This window comes from Vibrio xiamenensis (assembly GCF_900100015.1).
In the GTDB taxonomy this organism is placed as follows: Bacteria; Pseudomonadota; Gammaproteobacteria; order Enterobacterales; family Vibrionaceae; genus Vibrio; species Vibrio xiamenensis.
The window spans coordinates 42,575-59,745 of the sequence record NZ_FNDD01000025.1; the positions used below are offsets into that span (position 1 = coordinate 42,575).

20 protein-coding genes are annotated in these 17,171 nt (G+C 46.2%); all 20 read right to left on the reverse strand.

Translation table 11 applies throughout. The features are described 5' to 3' along the window. Positions 1-66: 66 nt before the first annotated feature. A complete protein-coding gene (locus BLS03_RS17890; protein ID WP_143015651.1) occupies positions 67-828 on the reverse strand; it encodes an MlaA family lipoprotein in 762 nt (253 codons plus the stop codon). 50 nt (positions 829-878) lie between these two features. Further along, positions 879-2,099 carry a c-type cytochrome biogenesis protein CcmI gene (gene ccmI, locus BLS03_RS17895; protein ID WP_093277118.1) on the reverse strand — a complete coding sequence of 407 codons (1,221 nt, stop codon included), beginning with the start codon at positions 2,097-2,099 and terminating at the stop codon, positions 879-881. Further along, positions 2,096-2,581 carry a cytochrome c-type biogenesis protein gene (locus BLS03_RS17900; protein WP_093277121.1) on the reverse strand — a complete coding sequence of 162 codons (486 nt, stop codon included), beginning with the start codon at positions 2,579-2,581 and terminating at the stop codon, positions 2,096-2,098. The genes ccmI and BLS03_RS17900 overlap by 4 nt, the downstream gene beginning before the upstream one ends. Next, positions 2,578-3,132: a DsbE family thiol:disulfide interchange protein gene (locus BLS03_RS17905; protein ID WP_093277123.1), complete on the reverse strand. Its 555-nt coding sequence runs from the start codon at positions 3,130-3,132 to the stop codon at positions 2,578-2,580. Before BLS03_RS17905 ends, BLS03_RS17900 begins: the two co-directional genes overlap by 4 nt. Next, positions 3,129-5,084, reverse strand: coding sequence for a heme lyase CcmF/NrfE family subunit (locus tag BLS03_RS17910; protein WP_093277126.1), 1,956 nt, complete (start codon positions 5,082-5,084; stop codon positions 3,129-3,131). Before BLS03_RS17910 ends, BLS03_RS17905 begins: the two co-directional genes overlap by 4 nt. Beyond that, positions 5,081-5,566, reverse strand: a complete 486-nt coding sequence (ccmE, locus tag BLS03_RS17915; RefSeq protein ID WP_093277129.1) for a cytochrome c maturation protein CcmE — start codon at positions 5,564-5,566, stop codon at positions 5,081-5,083. Before ccmE ends, BLS03_RS17910 begins: the two co-directional genes overlap by 4 nt. Further along, complete coding sequence (gene ccmD / locus BLS03_RS17920; protein ID WP_093277132.1) at positions 5,563-5,769, reverse strand: heme exporter protein CcmD; 207 nt, start codon at positions 5,767-5,769, stop codon at positions 5,563-5,565. Before ccmD ends, ccmE begins: the two co-directional genes overlap by 4 nt. Next, positions 5,769-6,527, reverse strand: a complete 759-nt coding sequence (locus BLS03_RS17925; RefSeq protein WP_093277135.1) for a heme ABC transporter permease — start codon at positions 6,525-6,527, stop codon at positions 5,769-5,771. Before BLS03_RS17925 ends, ccmD begins: the two co-directional genes overlap by 1 nt. 96 nt (positions 6,528-6,623) lie before the next feature. After that, entirely contained in the window at positions 6,624-7,289 is a 666-nt protein-coding gene (gene ccmB / locus BLS03_RS17930; RefSeq protein ID WP_093277138.1) for a heme exporter protein CcmB, read from the reverse strand. Between the two features lie 2 nt (positions 7,290-7,291). Next, complete coding sequence (gene ccmA / locus BLS03_RS17935) at positions 7,292-7,912, reverse strand: cytochrome c biogenesis heme-transporting ATPase CcmA (RefSeq protein WP_093277141.1); 621 nt, start codon at positions 7,910-7,912, stop codon at positions 7,292-7,294. A gap of 195 nt (positions 7,913-8,107) precedes the next feature. Further along, complete coding sequence (locus tag BLS03_RS17940; RefSeq protein WP_093277143.1) at positions 8,108-8,593, reverse strand: DUF2802 domain-containing protein; 486 nt, start codon at positions 8,591-8,593, stop codon at positions 8,108-8,110. Further along, positions 8,593-9,087, reverse strand: coding sequence for a chemotaxis protein CheW (locus BLS03_RS17945; protein WP_093277146.1), 495 nt, complete (start codon positions 9,085-9,087; stop codon positions 8,593-8,595). The genes BLS03_RS17940 and BLS03_RS17945 overlap by 1 nt, the downstream gene beginning before the upstream one ends. Positions 9,088-9,124: 37 nt before the next feature. Further along, positions 9,125-10,204: a chemotaxis protein CheW gene (locus BLS03_RS17950; RefSeq protein ID WP_425445118.1), complete on the reverse strand. Its 1,080-nt coding sequence runs from the start codon at positions 10,202-10,204 to the stop codon at positions 9,125-9,127. Further along, positions 10,194-10,973, reverse strand: coding sequence for a ParA family protein (locus BLS03_RS17955; RefSeq protein WP_093277152.1), 780 nt, complete (start codon positions 10,971-10,973; stop codon positions 10,194-10,196). Before BLS03_RS17955 ends, BLS03_RS17950 begins: the two co-directional genes overlap by 11 nt. A gap of 10 nt (positions 10,974-10,983) precedes the next feature. After that, positions 10,984-12,105 (reverse strand): protein-glutamate methylesterase/protein-glutamine glutaminase, encoded by a 1,122-nt coding sequence (locus BLS03_RS17960; protein WP_093277154.1) that lies wholly within the window; start codon positions 12,103-12,105, stop codon positions 10,984-10,986. A gap of 27 nt (positions 12,106-12,132) precedes the next feature. Further along, positions 12,133-14,358, reverse strand: a complete 2,226-nt coding sequence (locus BLS03_RS17965) for a chemotaxis protein CheA (RefSeq protein WP_093277157.1) — start codon at positions 14,356-14,358, stop codon at positions 12,133-12,135. A 9-nt stretch (positions 14,359-14,367) separates the two neighbouring features. Then, entirely contained in the window at positions 14,368-15,081 is a 714-nt protein-coding gene (locus BLS03_RS17970; protein ID WP_093277160.1) for a protein phosphatase CheZ, read from the reverse strand. A 48-nt stretch (positions 15,082-15,129) separates the two neighbouring features. Then, positions 15,130-15,498, reverse strand: coding sequence for a chemotaxis response regulator CheY (gene cheY / locus BLS03_RS17975; protein WP_093277163.1), 369 nt, complete (start codon positions 15,496-15,498; stop codon positions 15,130-15,132). A gap of 45 nt (positions 15,499-15,543) precedes the next feature. Next, entirely contained in the window at positions 15,544-16,278 is a 735-nt protein-coding gene (locus tag BLS03_RS17980) for an RNA polymerase sigma factor FliA (protein WP_093277166.1), read from the reverse strand. Next, on the reverse strand, positions 16,271-17,158 hold the full coding sequence (locus tag BLS03_RS17985) for a MinD/ParA family protein (protein ID WP_093277169.1): 888 nt from the start codon (positions 17,156-17,158) through the stop codon (positions 16,271-16,273). Before BLS03_RS17985 ends, BLS03_RS17980 begins: the two co-directional genes overlap by 8 nt. Positions 17,159-17,171 lie beyond the last annotated feature (13 nt).

The window sequence follows — 17,171 nt, forward strand, 5'->3', positions numbered from 1 at the left end:
TAAAAAAGCCACCGAGATAGCGGTGGCTTTTTATTGGCTGAACGCCATAACAATCAGGCGGCTTTATTAATATTCATCAAGATATGAATCCAGCTCTTCTTCTGCTTGTTGGTTATACGTGTCGTGTTTGACTCCAGCTTTGTAGTCTTGACGCTGAAAATACACATCTCGAGTCAGGGAGTAAGGATCAGGAGAGTTCTCTAGCATCGCTTCTTGAGAAACAAGCTGCGCCCGGGTTTCCATTCCTTCAATTGCCCACTTACCAAGCCCTGCCCAGAAGTTCAAATATGAGAGTGGGACGTACATATCATCAACCAAGTCCGCACTTTCACGTACTGTCCAAGGACCATAGCCTGGTACCATCAAATAAGGACCATCACCCACTCCATAGTGCCCAACCACATCGCCAAAGGTTTTTTCGTCGTGCTTGTTGATTCCTGCCTCTGACGCGATATCGATCAAACCCAGCAAACCAAAGGTCGAGTTAATCCAAAAACGGTTAAAGTGGTCTAACGCTTTACGGCCATTGCCCATAACCAAGTTATTGATAATGCTCGCTGGCTCATCGAGGTTACTTAGAAAGTTCGCAATACCGATTCTCACCGGACTTGGCGTGTAATCGACATAAGCAAGAGAGACCGGCCTAACAAGATAAGGATCCAAGTAGTCGTAGTTGATATCCCACATCACCCGGTTGAAACCTTCAAACGGGTCATTCACGTCGGAAGTATTTCCATCATCTGGATTTGAAGCACACCCAAAAATAAAAAGGCATAGCAATAGCGCCACCCATGCCCGAGGCTGATATTTCATTGTTTTACTTTCCATAAAAAAGGCTGGACGAAACCAGCCTTTGTTTCCAATACAATCTACAACCATTAAGGATATTGCTGATTTATTATTATATTAACAGCTTGGTCAATTTTAACGACTTTGCTCTCACCAAACCAGTCTCCATGTTTGGTCGCGACATTACCGTCGCTGTCCAGTCGAACTCGAACCATTAAGGTATCGAGGTCAGAAAGCTTACTGCTCTCTAACATGCTGTTTCTGTCATCCAGTTCCACAGTCATCGGGAACGAGGATAACGGGTAACGCGCCGCTGCAACTGGCATTGGTGAACCATCTGCGCGATGTACCGAAACAATCACCACAGCATTTGGGTCAACGTTAACGGCTTTGTCTAACGCTATGGTTACTTTAACAGATGCCGATGGCGCACCCGCTTGTTTCATTTGTTTCTTTGCGCTGTCTATACTTCGCGACAACATTTCATAGCGCTCATCATCAGGGCCTATCATTTGCTGCATGACACCCCAGTATTTCACTGCCGCGGCGAAATCTTGACGTTCATACGCATCAAATGCAAGCAGAGAAAAGACGCGAATATCGACGTAATCTTTCTTCGCCAAGCGTTGCAGCAATTGACGTGACAGGTCTTGGTCTGCAGGGTCTTGAGACAGCATTAACGCCTGTGCGTACCCAAGCTGAATATCTTCATCTTGCGGCTTTAACTGATAAGACTTTTGCATCGCACCGACCGCCGTATTAGCGTCGCGATTAGCTAATGCGATGCGACCAAGCAGCATCCAACCCGTGGCATCTTTAGGCTGGTAATACAGCCGCGTGCGTAGGCCTAATGTCAACGCTTGCATCTCTTGATCGGTTAACACAGCGCCATCTTTGGTCATCAATTTCTGTGAAAGCTCAGGCAATTGTGACGTGATGCCTTGCCAATTGGCGACTTGTTTTGCCGCGCCAAAATGTGCATATAAGCCATACGAAAGCAGCGTCATTAACAGTAGCGATGGAATCAAAATAAGCCAAGGCGACAAACTTTTGCCTTCACTGACTTGTGGCTGAGTTGGAATATCATCCAGCAGCGATTGTTTGAGATCGGTAATCAAATCTTGCTGATCGTTAACCAAACCTTCTGTGGTTTCGAGTTCTAGCTCGCCCAAACGGTCTTTGTAGAAAGCTTTATTTAACTCATCACGCAATAACTGATCATTGTTCTCTCGCTGCTTTAACGCTGGCAAGAAAACAAACACTGCACAAATCGCAATCAACACCACAGAAGCTAACCAAAAATAACTCATTTCTTGGTCTCCTGTTGCTGATTATTCGACTCAAGAAGCGCTTTCAAACGGGCTTCTTTATCTCCGTCCCATTGTTCTGATTCTGGATGAGCAACCTTTGACTTACGGCTGCGTATCACAATAAAACCAAAGCCAAACACGACAACGAAAAGTGGTCCAAGCCACAAAATCGCCGTCGATAGCGTGAATGGCGGATTATAGGTAATGAAATCGCCGTAGCGTGCTGTCATATAATCAACAATGTCTTGCTTGGATTTGCCCTGCTTAGTCATTTCATACACTTTATGACGTAAGTCTTGCGCCAGCGCGGCGTTCGAGTCGGCAATGCTATTGTTTTGGCACTTAGGACAGCGCAAGGTATTGCTCAGTTCTTGAAACTGGGTTTCTTGTTCAGGCGTCTCGAAATCATATACTTCGATCGCCGCATGGGCAGCGACGGACAATAATAGCGCACACACTAAGCTGAATAATCGCATTCTCATCCTTTCGCCTCCTTAAGCAATTGCTCATACAGCGGCTGCAGCTTGGCTTGCCAATTGGTGGCATTCACATCCCCTACGTGGCGATAGCGAATCACGCCGTTGGCATCGATAAGAAACGTTTCTGGCGCGCCATATACACCAAGATCGAGCCCCAACATACCATCGCCATCAAACAAACTGATCAGATACGGATTACCCAAACTGTTTAGCCAATTGATCGCTTTATCGCGCTGGTCTTTATAGTTAAGACCAATGATCTTCACCCCTTGCCCTGCAAGTTGATTAAGGTATTGGTGCTCAGCATGACAAGTCGGACACCAAGTCGCCCAAACGTTGAGCAATAAAGGTTCGCCTTTAAAAATCGACTGATCGTACTCTTTACCTGGCTCGGCCAAATCTTCTAATTTAAAGGTCGGTACACTTTTACCAACCAATACGGATTCGAGCTTAGTAGGGTCGTCCCCTTCTGAGTTGCGATTAAGCTGAGTAACAAATACAGCGACCAAAGCAACAAATGCGATCAGAGGGATAAATAAGATTTTTTTGTTCATAACGCCTCCTTCGCGGTTTTTCTAAAGCGGTAGCGCTTGTCACTGATCGCCAACGCGCCACCGATTGCCATAAAGATGCCGCCCATCCAGATCCAACGAACAAAAGGTTTGTAGTACACGCGCACAGCCCAAGCATGGCCGTCTTCCAACTGTTCACCCATCGCAACATAAAAATCTCGTGTGATAGAACGGTCAATCGCCGCTTCAGTCATCATCGAGCGCGCAGTGCGATAAAAACGCTTTTCTGCATGTAGAGTGTTCACCAATTGACCCGCACGATTTAATTCAAAATCAGCGATGTAACCGTCATAGTTCGGGCCATCTTTATCACGTAGCCCAGCAAAATAAAGGTCGTAACCTTGTAGCTCAAAATGCTCACCAGGCGCTAAACGCACATCACGTTCAATGCTGTAGTTTTGCACCATCGCAATACCAATAATGGTAACCGCAAGCCCAAAGTGGCCGAGTACCATTGACCAATGACTACGGGGTAATTTTTGCAATCCTTGCCATAAAGGGTGACGATGAGTGGCGCGAAGATAAATTTCGTAACCCAGTAGCAGCGTTATCCACCAAGCCATCACCCAGCCCATGTATGCCATAGCGCGAAATTGCTCCGCCAGTGCAAACAGCGTCGCAGCGCCGAGTCCAAACGCCAGAACGCCGGTGACTAGCATTGGCTTGATTAGGGTTGATAACTGTTCACGCTTCCAGCGAATCAATGGACCGACACCAAGTAAAAACGCGAAAGGAATCATTAACCAAGCAAATAGGCTATTAAAGAACGGCGCACCAATCGAAACGCTGCCAAGCCCGAGCTGTTTATGAACTAATGGCAACAAGGTACCAACGAGCACAACCACCAGCGCCGCGATCAGCAGGATGTTGTTAGCCAGCAGCGCATTTTCGCGTGACAACAGGTCAAAATTACCACGCACACGTACGGCTGCGCCTTTGAGGGCGAACAACAATAAAGAACCGCCGATCACGACCACCAAAAACGCGAGAATAAACATACCGCGAGCCGGATCCGACGCAAACGCATGCACCGAAACTAAAATCCCAGAACGGACCAAGAAGGTCCCAAGCAGACTCAGCGAAAAAGCGGAAATGGCCAGCAGAACAGTCCAGGCTTTAAATGTGCCGCGTTTTTCCGTGACGGCTAATGAGTGCATCAACGCCGTACCCGCAAGCCATGGCATAAACGAAGCGTTTTCGACTGGATCCCAGAACCACCATCCGCCCCAACCTAACTCATAGTAAGCCCACCACGAACCAAGCACGATACCAACAGTGAGAAACATCCATGCGGCGGTCGTCCATGGTCTTGACCATCTTGCCCATGCGGTATCAAGTCGACCCGTCATTAACGAGGCGATCGCAAACGAAAACGCCACCGAGAACCCAACATAGCCCATATACAGCATCGGCGGGTGGATGATTAAACCAGGATCTTGAAGCAGTGGATTGAGGTCTCGACCATCAACTGGGAAAAACGGCAACGTGCGTAAAAACGGGTTTGAAGTAATAATGATAAACAGCAAAAAGCCGACACTTATCATCCCCATGATACTGAGTACACGAGCCACTGACTCTTGCGGCATTCCGCGACTAAATGTGGCAACGGCCACGGTCCACGCGGACTGAATCAACACCCAAAGCAGTAACGAGCCCTCATGAGCCCCCCATACCGCTGTCAGTCGATAATACCAAGGTAGTGCACTGTTTGAGTTAGCCGCAACATATTGAACAGTAAAGTCATTGGTGTAAAACGCCCAGAGCAAAACCGCAAATGACAACACCAATAGCGAAAACATGCCCCAAGCCAGAGGACGAGCACTGTTCATCAGCATGACATTATTACGGCTGGCCCCCCAAAGCGGTAAAATACTCAATAACAGCGCTAATGAAAGCGAGAGAATCAGAGCAAAATGGCCTATCTCAACGATCATTGCGCCTCTCCTTGAGTTTGTTGCTGACTGTAGGTCATTGGCTGATGGTTTTTGTCCATCGCTTCTGCAATCTCTGGTGGCATGTAATTTTCATCGTGCTTAGCAAGCACTTCAAACGCTTCTACTGTGGTTGCATCTTTCAGCACACCTTGCGCTACAATCCCCTGCCCTTCGCGAAACAAGTCAGGCAAGATACCGTCATACGTCACGGTGACTTGAGGCCCACGGTCTTTCAACTTGAAAGAGACTTTTAGTGATTTTGGATCGCGTTTGACTGACCCTTCAACCACCATACCACCAATACGTAAACGCTGACCGACTTCAGGCTTGCTGCCATCGGGTTTGCCATTGACGATTTCAGATGGCGTATAGAAGAGATCCATATTTTGGCTCAGGGCATAGAGCATTAAACCGACACTGATACCAATGCCCAATAAAATGGCGAGTACGATAGTGAGTCGCTTTTTACGTCTAGGATTCATAGCGTATTCTCCATTTTTTTAGCTGCGTCGATGCGAACTTGGCGCTCAACTCGGTTTTTAACATCTTTTAATAACTGCTTGCCGGCACGTAAGCTATTCAAAAGTAACACCAGCATCGAAATGAAGGTGATGCCAAACGCACTCCAAACATACGCAGCGTAACCACCCATATTGAGAAACTGTTCGAACGAGTCAAAATACATTACTTAACTCCCTTTTCGGCATGCGATTGAGTCGCGAGGCTCACAACCCAAGGTCGATGAATCTCTTTACGAATAATTTCGTTACGTAGACGAATCATCGCGACTGCAGCAAAGAAAAGCGCGAAGCCGATGATTTCGATGAGTAGTGGCCAAAGCATGTCTGAAGAAATGGATGGTTTAGCAAACTTGGTGATGGTTGCCCCTTGATGAAGAGTATTCCACCACTCAACAGAGAAGTGGATGATAGGAAGGTTCACGACCCCAACAATTGCCAGAATACCAGCGGCTTTTTCCGCGGTTTTGGCGTCATCAAATGCGTGATACAGGGCAATCACACCGAGGTATAGAAACAGTAAAATCAGCTCAGACGTTAAACGCGCATCCCAAACCCACCACGCACCCCACATAGGTTTGCCCCACACAGAGCCGGTAATTAAAGCGATAAAAGTGTAAACCGCGCCAATTGGAGCCATGGCTAATGCTGCCATATTTGACAGTTTCACCTGCCAAACTAATCCGATAAATGCGGCGATGGCCATTGATAAATAGATACCCATTGACCAAATCGCAGCGGGAACGTGGATATATATAATTCGAAAGCTATCGCCTTGTTGGTAATCTGCAGGCGCGTATGCCAGCCCCCAAACTGTGCCTACCGCTAAAAAGGCGATAGCCAGTATCGAAAACCAAGGAAGAAACCGCCCACATAACTGATAGGTGGTTTCAGGCTTAGCATAGGGATGAAGCCATTTCCACATTGTTGATCTCACTCTACTTCAATTGCTCACTCTTCAAAATGATTGAAAAGCTTATAATTTATTTAAAAATCGGGGAATAATTATTATCAGAATTTCCTAATTTACACTGACTCTTAATGCCGCTGCAATTGCAAACGGTGTTAATGTTATCGCACCGACTAACATTGCGCCCAGAATAGCGAGTTGGCCACTGTAAGACATACTTAGTGAAGCCGCATCAATTGCGGACGTCGCAAAAATTAAAATCGGAATATACAAAGGCAGTACCAAAAGGCTGAGTAATACACCACCTTTTTGCAAACCAACCGTGAGAGCCACGCCTATAGCACCGATAAAACTCAGCGTTGGCGTTCCTATCAATAAAGTACAAACAACCGCTAGCCAAGTGTTGAAGTCCAAAGACAATAAAATCGCCAAAAGCGGGCTGATTAAAATCAAAGGTAATCCGGTAAGAAGCCAGTGTGCGACCACTTTAGAAATGACCACCAACGAAAGTGGGACAGGCATTAGCATCATTTGTTCCAATGATCCGTCTTGAAAATCATCTCTAAATAGCCGTTCCAACGACAATAGTGCAGCGAGCAGCGCTGCAACCCAAACAATCCCAGCAGAAATGCGAGTTAAAAGATTAGGATCAGGTCCAATACTTAACGGAAATAAGGTGATAACGATAATAAAGAACCACAGCGGGTTGAACACATCCGCTTGACGACGGAATGCGATGAGCAACTCACGGCGAATGATACACAGCATACTCGACATGGTTAATCACCTAGCTTAATTTTGCGCAGAACGGAATCATTGGTGAACATATCTTGGTGTGTGGTTAGTAACACCATACCTCCTTGTTTGGCATGTGCTAAGAACAGTGCTTCAAGGACTTTGACGCCTTGCTTATCAATCGCTGTCAACGGCTCGTCGAGAATCCATAACGTCTGGTGACTGAGCCAAAGCCTTGCCAGCGCAACCCGACGCTGCTGCCCAGCAGATAGCTGCGCAACGGGCACATCCTCTCTGCCAGCTAAGCCAACTTTCAGTAAAGCCTCAAACAATTGCTCTCGGGAAGGCTCACCATGTTGATGCATTAACAGGTAAAAGCGTAGATTTTCATAAGCGGTAAGTTCTTTCTTAATACCAGTATGATGGCCGAGATACAGAAGGTCGCGGTGAAAATCTTCACGTTGACGCTGGATTGAATGTTGGTGCCAGAGCACTTCACCAGCGTCTTGATCACCCAATCCCGTGATGATACGAAGTAACGTTGTTTTTCCCGTCCCGTTACGCCCTTCGATTTGCACAATCTCTCCAGCACTGACTGTAAAAGATAGATCTTCAAATAAGATTCGCTCATCACGTATCGCGGTTAGGTTATTTACTTGTAACATCAGTATTCTTATAGGAAAAACAATCTGGTTATAGTAACACAGCGTTATTGATACGAAATACTAGTAAGGGATTTTCCCCACCGAAAGTCAGTAACATTATGTGAGCTAAAAGAAAAGCTTAGCAATTTACCCCTTTAGAGTCATAGCCAACGCACACAAAAAAAGGATGCTAATGCATCCTTTTTCTATCACGAGTCATCGCTTCTTAGTACGCGTCGCTCGACTGTTTTCTGGTCGCCCAGAGAGCGGTGGAATTTTTTCATGACCCGCCAGTTTTTTCTGCAATGACAGCATTAGCTCGGCTTCGGCTTTGGGTAATTCACACTCTTGGATCAACTCATCAATATCGGCGCCAAGCTGGACCATTTTGCTGGCTCGCGAATATAAACGACCATCACCATCGGCCTGTTCCAGCTCTGTAATACGATCATTAAGATGTTGAATGATGTCCTGCTGCTCACTGATTTGCTGACCTAAGCCAACGAGTACGGAACGTAATTCGAGCAACTGCTTAGTGGATTTCTGCAACTCTTTATCTAACGCGCGGTTTTGCTGACGAAACTGTTCGTTTGATAAGCGTTGAGAGCGTTTAACTCGTAAAACCCAGATGGCAAACAAAAGCCAAACTAATAACAAGCCACCTGCTATTACAGGAGGCGACATCAATACATCAATACTCATTACAGATGAGCCATTTCATCCCATTCTTCGTCGGTAAGCAGCTTATTGAGATCAACAAGAATCAATAACTGTCCATCGCGATTACTTACGCCTTGAATAAATTTGGCACTTTCATCGGTTCCGACACTTGGTGTGGTGTCAATTTCAGACGAGCGAAGGTATACCACTTCTGCAACACTATCAACCAGAATACCAATCACTTGATGTTCTGACTCAATAACGATAATTCGTGTATTGTCGGTAATTTCACCTTCCATCAAGCCAAAGCGAGAACGGGTATCAATGACAGTCACAACGTTGCCGCGCAAGTTAATGATCCCTAAAACATAATCAGGAGCACCGGGCACTGGGGCAATTTCGGTATAACGCAGAACTTCGCGAACTTGCATTACGTTAATACCATAAGTTTCTTCTTCTAGTTGGAACGTCACCCACTGAAGCACTTCGTCGTTGGACGTGTCTTTTCTTACTTCCACTTCATTCGCTTGAGACATACCTATTCCTCTCTAAGCCTATTTAGGCATAAACGTATCATTTATCTAATGCTTTTACATCAAGCCCAGCTTTAAGCATAGCTACTAATGCTTCAACATGTATCAAAGCGCACATTTTTTCTTTCACCATGCCGGCCAACCAAGGACGTTTGCCCGCCGTCTTGCGCCAGCGAACTTTTTCTGGGTCAAGCGTTTCTGTGCCCAATAACTTGGAACTTGCCAGTCCCCACGAACTATCACCAAGCATGACAATATATTGGTAATTTTCTTTGTACGCGTCATCGGTTAATTTCTCTGCCATCACCCATCGTGCGGTATCTACAACATCAATTTGAGATTCTCGGCTGCTTTGCAAACCGAGATACCACTTAGGACGGCCGATGAGATGGCTCAATTCAGCGACCTGATGTATTCCGCCAAGTTCATCTAACGGAACCGCAAACGTAACTGAATTAACGTCAAAATAAAGCACTTGGAATGCATGAACTCGCTCAGTCGAATGCCACACTTGCAGTGGACTATCCGATTGTGTTTGAAGCTCTACCTCAGACTCAGTGCTTATCTCTGGTTCGATTTCAACCTCGACTGACGTGGTCACTTCCGGTTCGACATAACGCTGCGTTTCGAAATCAAGATCTGGCTGAGTATAAACGCGCTCTACCGGCTCAGAAACACTTACAAGCTCTTCTTCTATCGGCTCAGTAATCGTTGCTACTGGCTCTTCTCTTACCGGTTCAGGAGCGACCTCGACTGAACTTGGTGGTAATTCATGGTCTAATTCTTCGATATCCCAATCTTGAATTTCTTCAACAACTGGGGCGATTTCAGTTGGCTGTTCAACCGCAATTTGAGCCGTATTTTGCTCAAGAACTTCTTCTAACTGCAGTTCCTCAACCGGATTGGATTGCTCCAACTGTTTGAGTAAGCGTTCTACGTCGTTTAGATTAGGAAGTTCGAGTTCTTCTTCCGGTTCAGAGTAATAACTTCTTTCCGCGACCGGCTGTAACAATGGCTCGGGCTGTGGAGCCAGTTGAACTTCGCTTTCAAATTCATCATCCAGCAGCGCGGAGAAATAATCATCAAGAGCTTGTTCGCTCGATAACAGGCTACGACTCATCAAACGCTAACCTCTCGAGATACAGAAGCAATTGCTTGTAGGCAAATACGCCTCGGCTTCCAGGAGCAAAATGAGAAACAGGCAAATGCTTTAAACTCGCGTCACGAAACTTAGTATCGACGGGCACCGCTGAAGTCCAAACCTTGTTCGGATAATCTTTTTTCAGTTGCTGCAGCGTTTGAAGCGAAGCTCGCGTACGCTTATCGTACATAGTTGGAACGATAGTGACTTTAAACGACTTATTGCGTGATTTTTGCATGATGACTAAGGTGCGCACCATGCGTTCTAAACCTTTCATCGCTAGGAACTCAGTCTGAACTGGAATCAGAATTCGATCGCTCGCCGCTAATGCATTGACCATCATAACGCCGAGAATTGGCGGACAATCGATCAATACATAATCGTATTTATCACGAATCGCCAATAGAGCACGTTTGAGAATCAATCCCATGCCACTTCGATTTCCCATGACACGGTCTAGGGTCGCCAATGACATATGGGCTGGAATCAGATCGATACCTTCAATATCCGTGTCCATGATCAACGGCGTTACAGAAGATGCGTCAAATTCCTTTAGCTGGAATAAGTCAAAAAGACTGGAAGGGACGCCGTCAGAGTCATAACCCAGATACGTTGTTAGTGAGGCATGTGGGTCAGTATCGACTAAAAGCACACGCTTCCCCTGCTGGCTTAAAAGCCCGGCAAGAGTAATTGTCGTTGTGGTCTTCCCCACACCACCTTTTTGGTTTGCAACACTCCAAACAATCATTTATTTCCCTCTACGCGAGACCAACTTCAACGAGAATACGCTCAGCAATACGGTCTAGAGGTAAGTCTTCCGTAGAAATGCCTGCTTTTGCGACAGCTTGAGGCATACCATAAACAACGCAGCTTTCTTCATCTTGTGCCCAAATTGTGGCACCTGCGCTTTTCAGCATTCTTGCACCTTCACGTCCATCGGCTCCCATTCCGGTCAGCACCATGGACAGAACTTTGTCAGCATAAATTTTTGCTGCGCTGCCAAAAGTGACATCCACACATGGCTTATAGTTCATGCGCTCTCCCCCATCAATAACTCGTAGCTTAGCTGATCCAGGGCGACCATCGAGCATCATTTGTTTACCGCCAGGTGCCAGGTAAGCGACACCCGGGCGCAAAATATCACCATCTTGCGCTTCTTTGACTTCAATCTTGCACAAGCTGTTTAAACGGCTCGCAAAAGCAGCGGTGAACGTTGCAGGCATATGCTGAATGAGAACAATGGGATGAGGGTAATTAGCCGGAAGCTTAGTTAATATCTTTTGTAACGCGACAGGTCCTCCGGTTGAGGTACCTATAGCGGTAAGCTGATACTTTTTACCTGTCGGCTTAAAACGTGCAGTGGACGCAGATGATACAGGCGCAGGACGCGCTGTTCGACTCAACGGCGAACTCGTACGCAAGCCCGTTGTTGGCTGAGAAGTAGTGGTTCGCGGCGTAGAAATCGGGCGGCGCATGATTCCACGTTTAGATGCTATCTGAATCACGCGCTGCTGAAGCGTAGCAACCGCTTCATCACGGTTTCTCGCAATGTCTTCAAATTTCTTAGGTAGAAAATCCAACGCTCCCGCTTCTAACGCATCCAGTGTAGCTTTCGCACCTTCATGGGTTAGAGATGAGAACATCAAAATCGGAATCGGACTTTTCGCCATAATTTCGCGAACGGCAGTAATACCGTCCATGACTGGCATTTCTATATCCATGGTGATGACATCAGGCTTGAGCGTTAAAGCCTTTTCGACCGCTTCTTTACCATTCGTTGCCACATCCATGACTTCAAGACGTGGCTCTGAATTGATAATTTCACTGACCCTTCTACGGAAAAAGCTTGAATCGTCTACAACTAATACTCTGATCGCCATAGGTGTCCTTGTTAATCTCCGAAAAAGTTAAATACGCGAAGCTGAGGCATAACGTTTCAATAAATCTGGCACGTCCAGAATTAGAGCGATATGACCATCACTGGTAATCGTTGCACCTGCCATACCCGGTGTACCTTGTAGCAAGTTATCCAATGGCTTGATGACCACTTCTTCTTGGCCAATTAGGGTATCAACAACAAAACCCACACGTTGGCTACCCAATTGAACAATAACAACATGACCGTGGCCTTTGCGCTGCTCGCTACGGGCTTTGCGTGGCGCAAGCCAATCTTGCAGATAGAACAATGGAATGGATTTTTTACGCACTATGATGGTCAGCTGACCATCCACAATGTTGGTCTTACTTAAATCAAGGTGGAAAATCTCATTCACACTCGCCAATGGCAGCGCAAATGGATAATCAGCAACCCCAACCATCAAAGTAGGAAGAATTGCCAATGTCAGAGGCACTTTGATCGTAATCTTAGTCCCTTTACCCATTTCAGAGTCAATATCGATTGAACCGTTTAGGGTATTGATTGCGGTCTTAACCACATCCATACCTACACCGCGGCCGGAGATGTCAGAAATTTTTTCTTTGCTTGAGAAGCCCGGCATGAAAATAAGATTAAAGCACTCTTTATCGGTTAGACGCTCTGCTGCGTCTTCATCCATCATGCCACGCTTAACTGCGATACTACGCAGCTTATCGGGATCCATGCCACTACCATCATCAACAATCGCCAGTTGAATATGGTCGCCTTCTTGAGCGGCAGAGAGAATAACTTTACCTTGTCTTGGCTTACCTGAGGCAGCGCGATCATCTGGCATTTCGATACCATGGTCGACCGAGTTACGCACCAAGTGAATCAATGGGTCAGCAAGTGCTTCAACCAAGTTTTTGTCCAAGTCGGTTTCTTCACCGCGCATTTCTAACGCGATGTCTTTGTTTAAGCTGCGTGCTAAATCGCGTACGACGCGAGGAAAACGACCAAATACTTTTTTGATTGGTTGCATGCGCGTTTTCATTACCGCGCCTTGCAAGTCAGCGGTCACGACATCAAGATTTGAAACCGCTTTAGACATCTCTTCGTCATTGCTGTTTAAGCCTAAACTGAGCAGTCGGTTACGCACTAAAACCAGCTCACCAACCATATTCATAATGGTATCAAGAGTCGATGTATCAACGCGGACTGTGGCTTCGGCTGCTTGCGCTTTCTTAGCTGTTGCTGGAGGCGCCGCTTCTTGTTTTGCTGGCACTGGGGCTTCAGCCTTAACTGCTGGCGCAGGTGCCGGAGCTGGTTTTGGCGCGGCTGAACTTGCAGGTGCAGAGGTAACCGATGCTGGGCGAGTTGCCGCTTCCAGTTCCTCTACCGATGGTCCTTTACCGGAGCCATGAAGTTCATCGAGCAGCTTTTCAAACTCTTCATCCGTCATAAGATCGGCGTCGCCAGCCCCTGATGACGGTGATTTTGGTGCACTTTGCTTAGGAGAATCGGCTTTTGGCGGCGGTGGTGTCGATGCAGCTGGCGCCGCTGAGGATTGACCTGGTGCACCACCAGAGCCGTGCAATTCGTCAAGCAGCTTTTCAAACTCATCATCAGTGATGTCATCAGACGACGCTGCAGAGGCAGAAGGCGGAGGCGTCGCAGCTTTAGGTGCAGCCTTTCCAGGAGCACCACCGGAACCATGAAGCTCATCAAGCAGCTTTTCAAATTCGTCTTCGGTGATATCGTCGATCGATTCTGCTGAAGTCGTAACAGGCTCAGAAGGGGTAACTGGCGTTTCGATAACAGGTTCTTCGATGACGGGTTCTTCAACCACATCTTCGACAACGGGAGCCGCGGTATCTTCATCGGCAGATTGAGGGGAACTTAGACGATGCAATTCTTCAAGTAGCGCAGGATCGGCGGGTTCTAGAGGTTCGCGCTCCTGTACCGCTCGAAACTGTTCGTTGACAGTATCAAGCGCACGAAGCATGGTATCCATCAGATTTGCCGTCACATGGCGTTGACCATTACGTAAAATATCGAATACGTTTTCAGCACCATGACATGTATCAACCAGCTCACCTAAAGATAAAAAGCCAGCACCACCTTTAACGGTATGGAAACCACGGAAAATCGCGTTGAGAAGATCTCTATCTTCCGGATTATTTTCCAGTTCAACTAATTGTTCTGATAGAAGCTCAAGAATTTCCCCTGCTTCTACCAAAAAGTCCTGCAGAATATCTTCGTCTAAATCGTAGCTCATACGTTACCCCTAAAACCCAAGACTTGAAAGTAAGTCATCGACTTCGTCTTGTGATGAAACCGCATCTTCTCTTTCGTGAGGGTTTAAAATCGGTCCCTCAGGGTCGATGGATGCTTTGTTATTATTCGCACCGTCTCGTTTACCAGCTGTAAACACCGTCAATATTTCGACAAGCCTTGTTTCAACCTCATTAACAAGTGTAATTACCCTTTGGATAATCTGACCTGTAAGATCTTGAAAGTCTTGCGCCATCAAAATTTCGGTTAGCTGACCACGAAGTTCTGAACTGTTACCTTCAACTTGGCCAAGTAAGTCATCAATGCGATGGCATAATGCTTTAAATTCGGACAAATCAATCTTGCCGCGCATTAACTCATTCCATTGCGGACGGACTAAAAGTAGGCTCTCGTGAAGGTTATCGGCCATCGGCATACAACGGTCCACTGCGTCCATTGTTTTGCTTGCCGCGACTTCGGTTTTGTCAATGACGTACTGAAGGCGATCCTTAGCATCAGGAATCTCATCATTGGCAATGACGCTCATTCTGTCGTCGAGGCTAAATTGTTTAATAGACTCATGGAGATCACGAGTCAGCTCACCAATTTCCTGAAGCATTCGTTCTGAAGTCTGCTCATGGATGGTGTTAAAAAGAATATTAGCTTCTTGCTGCTTTTCCTTCTCTAGCAGCTCAACAAGTTGTTTTGCTTGTTCTAATGAAATCATCCTGACTCAGCCTTATTGACGTCTCATATTTAAAGTAAAACCAAAGAATTATAAACGTTCAAAAATTTTATCTAGTTTTTCTTTAAGCGTAGCTGCTGTGAAAGGCTTAACAATGTAACCGTTTACGCCTGCTTGAGCGGCTTCAATAATTTGCTCACGCTTAGCTTCAGCGGTAATCATCAACACTGGAAGGTGTTTTAACTGCTCGTCCGCACGAATATGCTTCAGCAAATCAATACCTTGCATTCCTGGCATGTTCCAGTCAGTCACTACAAAGTCAAAATCGCCTTTCTTAAGCATAGGCAGTGCCGTTAAACCGTCGTCTGCTTCTTGGGTATTATTGAAGCCCAAATCACGCAGTAGATTTTTAACGATACGACGCATTGTTGAAAAATCGTCAACAATAAGGATCTTCATGTTTGTATTCAAAATTGCCTCCACTGAGTACGGGATATCAGTGCATTAATCATTATTAGTCCACGCACTTAACTTTGTGCGTAGACGCTGCATTGATTGGCTTAGTATTTGGCTGACACGAGATTCGCTCACTCCAATCACTTCACCGATTTCTTTTAAGTTTAACTCTTCATCATAATAGAGCGAAAGTACCAAAGCTTCACGTTCTGGCAAGGATTTTATCGAATTTATCAAGGCTTTGCGGAAATATTCATCAGCAACGCCATTGAAAGGACTGTTTTCATCTTCATCATCTGGGGAGGAAATCACATCATCGGAAACCCCGAGATCTTCAATTCCAACCAAACGCGAACAATTAATGTCCGATAACACCGTATGATATTCGCCAATCTCCATGCCTAAAAAATTCGCAACTTCTGCATCGGTTGGATCACGATTAAGCTCGTTTTCCAATGCAGTAATGGCTTGGCTTATTTCACGGTTATGACGATGCACAGAACGAGGAACCCAGTCGCCTTTGCGGATATCATCGAGCATAGCGCCACGAATACGAATCCCCGCATAGGTTTCAAAACTGGCGCCTTTACTACCATCGTAGTTTTTCTGAGCCTCAAGTAGGCCAATCATTCCCGCTTGTATGAGGTCTTCCACCTGAACACTTGGCGGTAGTCGACCAAGTAGATGGTGAGCAATTCGCTTAACCAGAGTCGAGTATTTCTCTAGGAAGGCTCGTTGACTATTCTGGTTGGCATATTGGTCATAGGTCAGGGCCTTATTCACCAAACGGTTCCTCTACAATCACGGATCGGTTTAATAAACGTTCAACAAAAAACTCTAAATGTCCACTCGGCGTTTTAGGAATTGGCCAAGTCAACGCTTTATTTGCTAACGAACTTAATGCTAAAGCAGCAGGAGAGCGCGGAAAAGCATCCACGACAATCTTTTGCTTCTTAACTGCTTGTCTAACTTTATCATCTAAAGGTATACAGGCGACGAGCTCAAGGCTCACATTCAAGAACCGCTCTGTGACTAAGGTCAACTTTGCAAACAATTCTCGCCCTTCACGGTAACTTCTTACCATGTTAGCAACAATTTTAAACCTTTGTACTTGGTGATCCTTACTCAAAAGTTTAATTAAAGCGTAAGCATCTGTAATCGACGTCGGTTCATCGCAAACCACCACCACCACATCTTGAGCGGCACGTGAAAAACTGATCACCATATCAGAGATACCCGCAGCGGTATCAACGATCAAAACGTCCATTTCTTCTTCTAAGCTACCAAACGCGCGAATCAAACCAACATGTTGAGCATGGCTGAGCTCGGTCATCGCTTGGGTACCCGAAGTTGCTGGAATAATGCGAATTCCGTGCGGACCTTCAACAATCGCGTCTTTGAGCTCACACTCACCCGCGAGCACATGGCCTAGGTTGCGTTTCGGTCGAATGCCGAGCATTACGTCGACATTAGCGAGTCCTAAGTCGGCATCCAACACCATGACTTTTTTACCCTGGCGGGCCATACAAATCGCTAAGCCTAATGCAACATTAGATTTGCCCACACCACCCTTACCTCCGGTTACCGCAATAACTTTAGTCAAAGATGGCTGTGTTAAACGACGTAAGCCGCTTGCTTGGTCTTGTATCATATTCTCTGTCATAATTGTTTGCCGC

Coding starts and splice junctions, on each gene's coding strand:
- BLS03_RS17890 (WP_143015651.1), bottom strand. CDS start 828: ATGGAAAGTAAAACAATGAAATATCAGCCTCGGGCATGGGTGGCGCTA.
- ccmI (WP_093277118.1), bottom strand. CDS start 2,099: ATGAGTTATTTTTGGTTAGCTTCTGTGGTGTTGATTGCGATTTGTGCA.
- BLS03_RS17900 (WP_093277121.1), bottom strand. CDS start 2,581: ATGAGAATGCGATTATTCAGCTTAGTGTGTGCGCTATTATTGTCCGTC.
- BLS03_RS17905 (WP_093277123.1), bottom strand. CDS start 3,132: ATGAACAAAAAAATCTTATTTATCCCTCTGATCGCATTTGTTGCTTTG.
- BLS03_RS17910 (WP_093277126.1), bottom strand. CDS start 5,084: ATGATCGTTGAGATAGGCCATTTTGCTCTGATTCTCTCGCTTTCATTA.
- ccmE (WP_093277129.1), bottom strand. CDS start 5,566: ATGAATCCTAGACGTAAAAAGCGACTCACTATCGTACTCGCCATTTTA.
- ccmD (WP_093277132.1), bottom strand. CDS start 5,769: ATGTATTTTGACTCGTTCGAACAGTTTCTCAATATGGGTGGTTACGCT.
- BLS03_RS17925 (WP_093277135.1), bottom strand. CDS start 6,527: ATGTGGAAATGGCTTCATCCCTATGCTAAGCCTGAAACCACCTATCAG.
- ccmB (WP_093277138.1), bottom strand. CDS start 7,289: ATGTCGAGTATGCTGTGTATCATTCGCCGTGAGTTGCTCATCGCATTC.
- ccmA (WP_093277141.1), bottom strand. CDS start 7,912: ATGTTACAAGTAAATAACCTAACCGCGATACGTGATGAGCGAATCTTA.
- BLS03_RS17940 (WP_093277143.1), bottom strand. CDS start 8,593: ATGAGTATTGATGTATTGATGTCGCCTCCTGTAATAGCAGGTGGCTTG.
- BLS03_RS17945 (WP_093277146.1), bottom strand. CDS start 9,087: ATGTCTCAAGCGAATGAAGTGGAAGTAAGAAAAGACACGTCCAACGAC.
- BLS03_RS17950 (WP_425445118.1), bottom strand. CDS start 10,204: ATGAGTCGTAGCCTGTTATCGAGCGAACAAGCTCTTGATGATTATTTC.
- BLS03_RS17955 (WP_093277152.1), bottom strand. CDS start 10,973: ATGATTGTTTGGAGTGTTGCAAACCAAAAAGGTGGTGTGGGGAAGACC.
- BLS03_RS17960 (WP_093277154.1), bottom strand. CDS start 12,105: ATGGCGATCAGAGTATTAGTTGTAGACGATTCAAGCTTTTTCCGTAGA.
- BLS03_RS17965 (WP_093277157.1), bottom strand. CDS start 14,358: ATGAGCTACGATTTAGACGAAGATATTCTGCAGGACTTTTTGGTAGAA.
- BLS03_RS17970 (WP_093277160.1), bottom strand. CDS start 15,081: ATGATTTCATTAGAACAAGCAAAACAACTTGTTGAGCTGCTAGAGAAG.
- cheY (WP_093277163.1), bottom strand. CDS start 15,498: ATGAAGATCCTTATTGTTGACGATTTTTCAACAATGCGTCGTATCGTT.
- BLS03_RS17985 (WP_093277169.1), bottom strand. CDS start 17,158: ATGACAGAGAATATGATACAAGACCAAGCAAGCGGCTTACGTCGTTTA.